Genomic DNA, 6,184 nt, shown 5'->3' with positions numbered 1-6,184 from the left:
TTTCTAGACATAAAAATACCCTCCAAGCATAAGATGAATTTTCTATTTCATCTGTATACTTAGAGGGCATTATAGCCGTTCAAGAAATTCATCATCCGGTTTTTACTTTGGACTAGGAGTTTTTTCCCAGCCCCTCTTTGTCATCTCCGAATGTTACTCAGTAACTAAGGTCAAAAAGCACGGCCTTAGCGGATAAGTGCGAACGAAAGGTCGATTCTAATGAATCAACCTTCGCCCTTCTTATCCTAACCAGGCCGTCAAGGAGCTTTTTTCCCAACCTCCTCTTGCTGGAAACTATTACTTTTTTGGTAGGATATCTAATCCGGATCCTTCAAAGATTTTCCAGAAGTAGTGTTTTGGAATCCTTGGAAGGCTTGTTCAATGGTCTGGTATTCAGTTTTGCTTAACTGAAGTTCCATTGCCTTGGCGTTAGCTTCGACTTGTGCTGCCCGCTTAGCTCCAGGAATAACGGCGCTGATGAGTGGGTTGGTGAGATACCAAGCGAGAACGACTTGGGCAACCGTAGCCTGATGGGCGTTTGCAATTGGCCGGATTTGGTCAACTGCTTGACGGACTTGGCTGAACCGGGGTTCCTTAAAGTCGGCAATTTGGCTTCGAATATCATCATTTGGAAAGGTTACTAGGTGGTCATACTTCCCGGTTAAGAGTCCAGAAGCTAGTGGGAAGTAAGGTACAAAGCTAATTTGATTATCGTGAAGATAATTTAACATGCCATCATTTAGGTGGTCTTGATGTAATAGGCTAAATTCATCTTCAACAACATCAACGTAACCATCAACATTCGCTGCTTTGATTTGGGCGAGGCTGAAATTGGAAACACCAATCGCCCGGATCTTACCTTCTTCTCGTAAGCGTTGTAAAGCTCCGACGGCTTCGGCTTTTGGCGTATCATGATCTGGGAAGTGAATGTAGTAAATGTCTAAGTAATCAGTTTGAAGTCGCTTTAAGCTATTTTCGACTTGTTGACGAAGGAAAGCGGGATCGTTATTGATAACTTCTTCACCAGTTGAGAAGTCGTGAGCACCCTTCGTTGCAACTACTAAATCTTCCCGCCGGTGATTTTTAATGACCTGACCGACCAATTCCTCAGAATGACCTAAACCGTATACATAGGCGGTATCAAGCAAGTTGATGCCGCAGGCAATCGCTGCTTCTACCAGCTGTTTTCCATCTTCATCAGCTAATTGATGGAATAAGTTATAACCCCCAACGGCGTTAGTACCTAACCCAAGCGGGTTAGCGACAACCTCAGATTTACCGAACTTAATTGTTTCCATTTTTCCACTCCTTCTTTATGAAAACGGTAACACATTAAGCTAATTATACTCGTTTTTAAGTTTGCTTGCCCTTATTTTTCCGTTTTTAAAAGCCGGTATTTAGCTTTGGTTAATTGCTCAATTTTGGTTTCGTCACTAAGGTGTTTAATGGTTCGAGAAATGGTCTCGGGGGTGGTTCCCAAATAAGCGGCTAATTCAGCTAATTTAAAGGGGAGGGTGATGACGGAACTTTGTTGGTCCATTTTTTGATCATTAAAGTAAGCCATCACCCGTTCTTCAACCCGGGTTAATCCAAGGTAGTAAGTTTGGCGTTGCAGAGCATGGTTTTGATTAATTGTGAAGCGAAGGAGACGGTAAGCTAAGGTAGGTAACTTTGCTAACAAAGCTTTAAAATCATCCATTTCGAGGTGACAAACTAGGCTATTTTGAGCAGCTGTTAAGTAGGTTGCCTGGTTAGTTTCACCAAAAAGCCATTCGGTTCCGGCATAATCACCAGCGCCAATAATTTGGTTCACTTGTTTGGTGCCATCACTAGCCAAGGTTTCCATCCGCAATTTTCCTTTTGCCACGATAATTAATTGTGGTTTCGAAAGTGGATCCAAAACGATTTCACCCCGGGGATGCTCGGCTTGCTTTAACAGAGCTTCAATCTGTTCTTGATCGGCTAGTGGAAGTTGATTAAAGAGGGGCACTAACTGGACACAAAGTTCTTTTGCCATTGGCAATCCTTCCCTTGTTGTTTGTTTAATCTTCATCATCGTCTTCTTCAGCGCTAGCTAAACCTTCATTAACGTTGTGGCCGAGAATTGTTTGTCCCCGCCGGATTTGGGCTTTTTGCCAACCGTACAATTCAACTAATAAGGCTGCTTGCGCATAGTGGTGTTCCTTTTGGGCCAATTCAATTGCCCGCGTAATAAACATTAATTGAGTATCAAAATCTTGAATTAGGTCAAAGAGTTGGTCTCGGGCCGGCTTAAATTTATTCCCCAAGGATTCTTTTAACATTGTGTATTCCAAGATTTGGTGGCTAGTGGTCGGGACTAAATCACCTTCATCGGCTAAGGTTTGGTTAAGGCGGTGGATAAAGTCAGCTTCCTTTGCTTGCCATTCTGGGCCAGCTTGGGTTAAGAAAAGACTAACTCCACATTTTTTAACAAAGAGGGTGGCTTGTTCAATTTTAAGTTGGTGAAGCCACAAGTTAGCAACGACATGGCTAATCATTGCCCCGGCAGTTGGCGTATGGTGTTCTTGGTCAGCCCGATCTAGTTCGGCTTGGGTAAGTTTTTCGATATCAATCATTTTAAGCGAGCTCCTTTACTTTGAGATTAGTAACTGGGTAACCGAGTTGTTCGACGATCTTTTTGAATTCATTGGGATTTGCATCGTCAGTTGCCGTTAATTTAACTTTTCCGGCATTAAAAAGAACTTTACTGGAAGTAACGGTTGTTTGTTGATCTAGAGCCGTTTGAATCTTAGTTAAACAACTAGGACAGGTTAATTGGTCAACAGCCATGGTGATTTTTTGCATGATGATCCCTCCATTTACTTTTTTTACTATTATTAAGTTAAAACTAATAAAAAACCTTGACGTGGATCAAAAGTGACGTAATAAACGGAAACTATTTAGAATTACCACGAGGATACTAGCTTCGTGGATAAGCATTCCGGAAGCCATGTGGATATAACCTGTAAATAGGCCAATGAATAGTAACAAAACGGTTAACAAAGCAATACTGATGTTTTCATTCATATTCCACATCGTAGCTTTAGCAATTCGATTTAAAATCGGTAAGCGAGAAAGATCTGAGGTTGGAAGGACAATGTCGGCCGTTTCAATTGCCGTATCGCTCCCGCTTCCCATGGCGATCCCAACTTTCGCTGTCGCTAATGCTGGACCATCGTTAATCCCGTCGCCGATAAAGGCCACTTTTTGGCCCTTATCCTGGGTTGCTTGGATAAAATTAACCTTATCTTTAGGGAGTTGGTCCCCATGAATGGCGTCAAAATCAAGGCCAGCCACGGTTGCTTCCGCCACTGCTTGATGGTCACCAGTCAAGAGGGCGAGGTGGTAGTGGGACTGGAGTTGTTTAATGGCGGCTGGAGTTGTTTCCTTTAGTGGATCCATGATTTCGAGGGCGAGGGTCAATTGATTATCAACCGCCATTAAAACATGGGTGGTAGTTGGCGTAAGCGTTGGTAAATTAGTGATGCCAGCCGCTTGAATTAGTTCTTCGTTTCCAACCAGCACGTGGTGGCCAGCAATCATAGCTTTAATGCCAGCTCCTTTGACGGTGGTAAATTGTTCGGTTGGAAAGGGGGTAGCGGAAGCAAAGTGGTGGACGATGGCTTTGGCGAGGGGATGGGTAGCCTCTGTTTCAACACTAACAAGATACTGAGTATTAAGTTTTTCGTCGCCGGCTAAGTTAACGACTTTCGTAACCGCTGGATGACCACTAGTAATCGTACCGGTTTTGTCAAAGGCAAGCCAGTTAACCTTGCGGAAGGTTTCGAAAACCGTGGCTCCTTTGACCAAAATACCACTTTTGGCGGCAGTTCCGATTCCAGCAACGGTTGAAACGGGAACCCCAATCACTAAGGCCCCTGGGCAACCAAGCACTAAGACGGTAATGGCTAATTCAATTTGTCGACTAGTAATGAAGACAATGAGGGCAATCACTAAGACAATCGGGGTATAGTACTTAGCAAATTGGTCAATTTTTCGTTGGGCTTGGGTTTGGCTATCTTGGGCCTCTTCAATTAATTCGATTAGTTGACCAAAAGTAGTATCTTCACCCACCCGACTAGCTTGAACTACTAAGGTCCCATCGGTTAAGTTAGTCCCCGCATAAGTTGAATTTCCAATTTTTTTAGCTTGGGGTTTGGCCTCGCCAGTGATCGGGGCTTCGTCAACGTAGCCACTCCCCCTAACCACTTCACCATCGACTGGAATTTGATCCCCCGTCCTAACCAAGACATAATCATCTTCGTCGAGGTCGTCAATTGCCACTAGTTCACCTTTTCGGTCCTCGGGGCTCACAATCCGGTAAGCCGCTTTTGGAGCGAGTTGAACAAGTTCTTTAACGGATTGACGGGTTTTCTGTAAGGAAAGCTCCTCAAGCAGGTTCCCTAAAGAAAACAACCAAACGACGATTCCCGCCTCGCTAAACTCTTGGATGAAGAAAGCACCAATTACCGCAATTGTAACTAAGAGCTCAATTGAGACTAATTTAAATTTAAGGGCACTGGTCGCTCGAAGGAAGAGGGGAATTTCCCCAATTATTGCGACAAGGGCTAAAAGGGTATTAAATAGCAAGAAATTTTGCTGCCATTTAAATAGGTAGGCAATACTTAATAAGCCGGTCATGATTCCAAGAATAGTTTTTTGATGTTGTTGGTAAAAACGTTGGATTTTCATGTTGTAACCTCCATTCATAAGAATTAGTGTTAATTTTCAACTATTATATGGAGTTTACTCTAAGAAAAAATTGATCCTTATCAAAGTTTCCAAAACGATAAAAAATTAAAGTTGTCACTTTATAAACTAGTTAACGAATTTTAACTCCTCTCATTACATATATTGTGATCTATAATATAGATGTAATAAAAATATATTTATTGGAGAGGAGTGGCGAAAGATGTTATTTCAAGTCTATGGTCATAGTGCTTTATGGCAGTTCTGTGGTTGGTTAATGGTTTTTGTTGCACTAATCCTCGCAAATGAAGTTGCCCGGCGCTCAAAAGCCGGCGGGATTTTCTTCTTTATAGTTTTACCAGCAATCTTAACTATTTATTTCATTGCGATTTATGTTGGGGCTGCTCATGGACAGAGCTGGGCCCTGCATAATCAGACTTATGTCCATATGAATGGTTGGTTCCACTATGCTAAGTTGTATGCAGCAACTGCTGGATGTATTGGCTTTATGATGCTGAAATACGATTGGTGGTTTGCAAAACAGCATTGGTTTAAATGTTTTCCCTTTGTAATTGTGGCAATCAATATCTTGATTGCGGTTGGAAGTGATTTTCAATCGGCTTTTAATGGCCTATCGCATTTAGTGCAAGGCCAATCGCAATGGTGGTTATCATCAGAAGGCGTCTGGCTCTATGGTGGTTGGTGGAACATTGCTAACGGCCTAGCTGGGATCTTAAATATTTTCTGTATGACAGGTTGGTGGGCAATTTATTCCTCGAAGAATCAGCAAGATATGTTATGGCCAGACATGACCTGGCTGTTTATCTTAGCCTATGATGTTTGGAACTTTGAATATACCTATGCAAATTTGCCAACACATTCTTGGTATTGTGGGGTTGCCTTACTATTGGCCCCAACGTTTGCGGCTGCCTTTTGGAACAAAGGGGGCTGGATTCAAAACCGTGCCTACACGCTTTCAATTTGGTGTATGTTTGCTCAAGTCTTTCCACTTTTCCAAGACCAAGGAAAATTTGCAGTTCTCCCGGTCTTATATAAAGATGGTTTTATGAACCCAGCTGTTCACCCAAGTTCAGTTGATCCAGTTGCGATGGGCTTGATTGCAATCCTTGCTTTAGTAATTAACGTTGTCGTCTTAGCAATTATTTTGAAACGCTCAAAGCAACTCGGGATTAACCCTTACACTCACGAAATCTTTGTTGGCACCAAGGATTATGATGAAGCAATGCGTCGGGCATAAAATATAATAGCTTTTAATCATCTTGCGAGTGAAATCTCGGAAGATGATTTTTTTGAAAATGGGCAAGGAAACACGTTCTTTTAAGGACGTGATGAATTGCCCTAATTTTCTGTCCTTTAGGTCACATGGATAGATAAATATGTGATATAATTGTTGACATGAAAGATACAAATAGACTTACGTATGGGAGAACTTCCGTATATAACTTAAATTACC

General features: G+C 42.2%; 6 protein-coding genes and 1 pseudogene. 2 read left to right on the top strand and 5 right to left on the bottom strand.

Annotated elements, in window-relative coordinates; genetic code table 11:
* Positions 1-317: 317 nt before the first annotated feature.
* The 5 genes from H5993_RS08745 to H5993_RS08725 all read right to left on the bottom strand — a co-directional run bounded on the left by H5993_RS08745 (position 318) and on the right by H5993_RS08725 (position 4,713).
* The gene (locus tag H5993_RS08745) at positions 318-1,298 is read right to left on the bottom strand and encodes an aldo/keto reductase (protein WP_204777068.1); all 981 of its coding nucleotides are present in this window, start codon (positions 1,296-1,298) and stop codon (positions 318-320) included.
* 71 nt (positions 1,299-1,369) lie between these two features.
* Complete coding sequence (locus H5993_RS08740) at positions 1,370-2,017, bottom strand: Crp/Fnr family transcriptional regulator (protein WP_204777067.1); 648 nt, start codon at positions 2,015-2,017, stop codon at positions 1,370-1,372.
* Positions 2,018-2,042: 25 nt separating this feature from the next.
* Entirely contained in the window at positions 2,043-2,597 is a 555-nt protein-coding gene (locus H5993_RS08735) for a DNA-binding protein (protein WP_204777066.1), read from the bottom strand.
* Between the two features lies 1 nt (position 2,598).
* Positions 2,599-2,826: a heavy-metal-associated domain-containing protein gene (locus H5993_RS08730; RefSeq protein ID WP_239458064.1), complete on the bottom strand. Its 228-nt coding sequence runs from the start codon at positions 2,824-2,826 to the stop codon at positions 2,599-2,601.
* A gap of 66 nt (positions 2,827-2,892) precedes the next feature.
* Positions 2,893-4,713, bottom strand: coding sequence for a heavy metal translocating P-type ATPase (locus tag H5993_RS08725; RefSeq protein ID WP_204777065.1), 1,821 nt, complete (start codon positions 4,711-4,713; stop codon positions 2,893-2,895).
* 220 nt (positions 4,714-4,933) lie between these two features.
* Here H5993_RS08725 and H5993_RS08720 point away from each other — a divergent pair, with 220 nt between their 5' ends.
* On the top strand, positions 4,934-5,968 hold the full coding sequence (locus tag H5993_RS08720) for a DUF5692 family protein (RefSeq protein ID WP_204777064.1): 1,035 nt from the start codon (positions 4,934-4,936) through the stop codon (positions 5,966-5,968).
* A 149-nt stretch (positions 5,969-6,117) separates the two neighbouring features.
* Positions 6,118-6,184 (top strand): annotated as a pseudogene (locus H5993_RS09750) (IS200/IS605 family transposase); the annotation flags it as partial.

The organism is Limosilactobacillus alvi (assembly GCF_016900115.1).
GTDB classification, from domain to species: Bacteria; Bacillota; Bacilli; order Lactobacillales; family Lactobacillaceae; genus Limosilactobacillus; species Limosilactobacillus alvi.
Note: the sequence above shows the minus strand (reverse complement) of the source record. Positions and strands in the feature narration are given on the sequence as shown.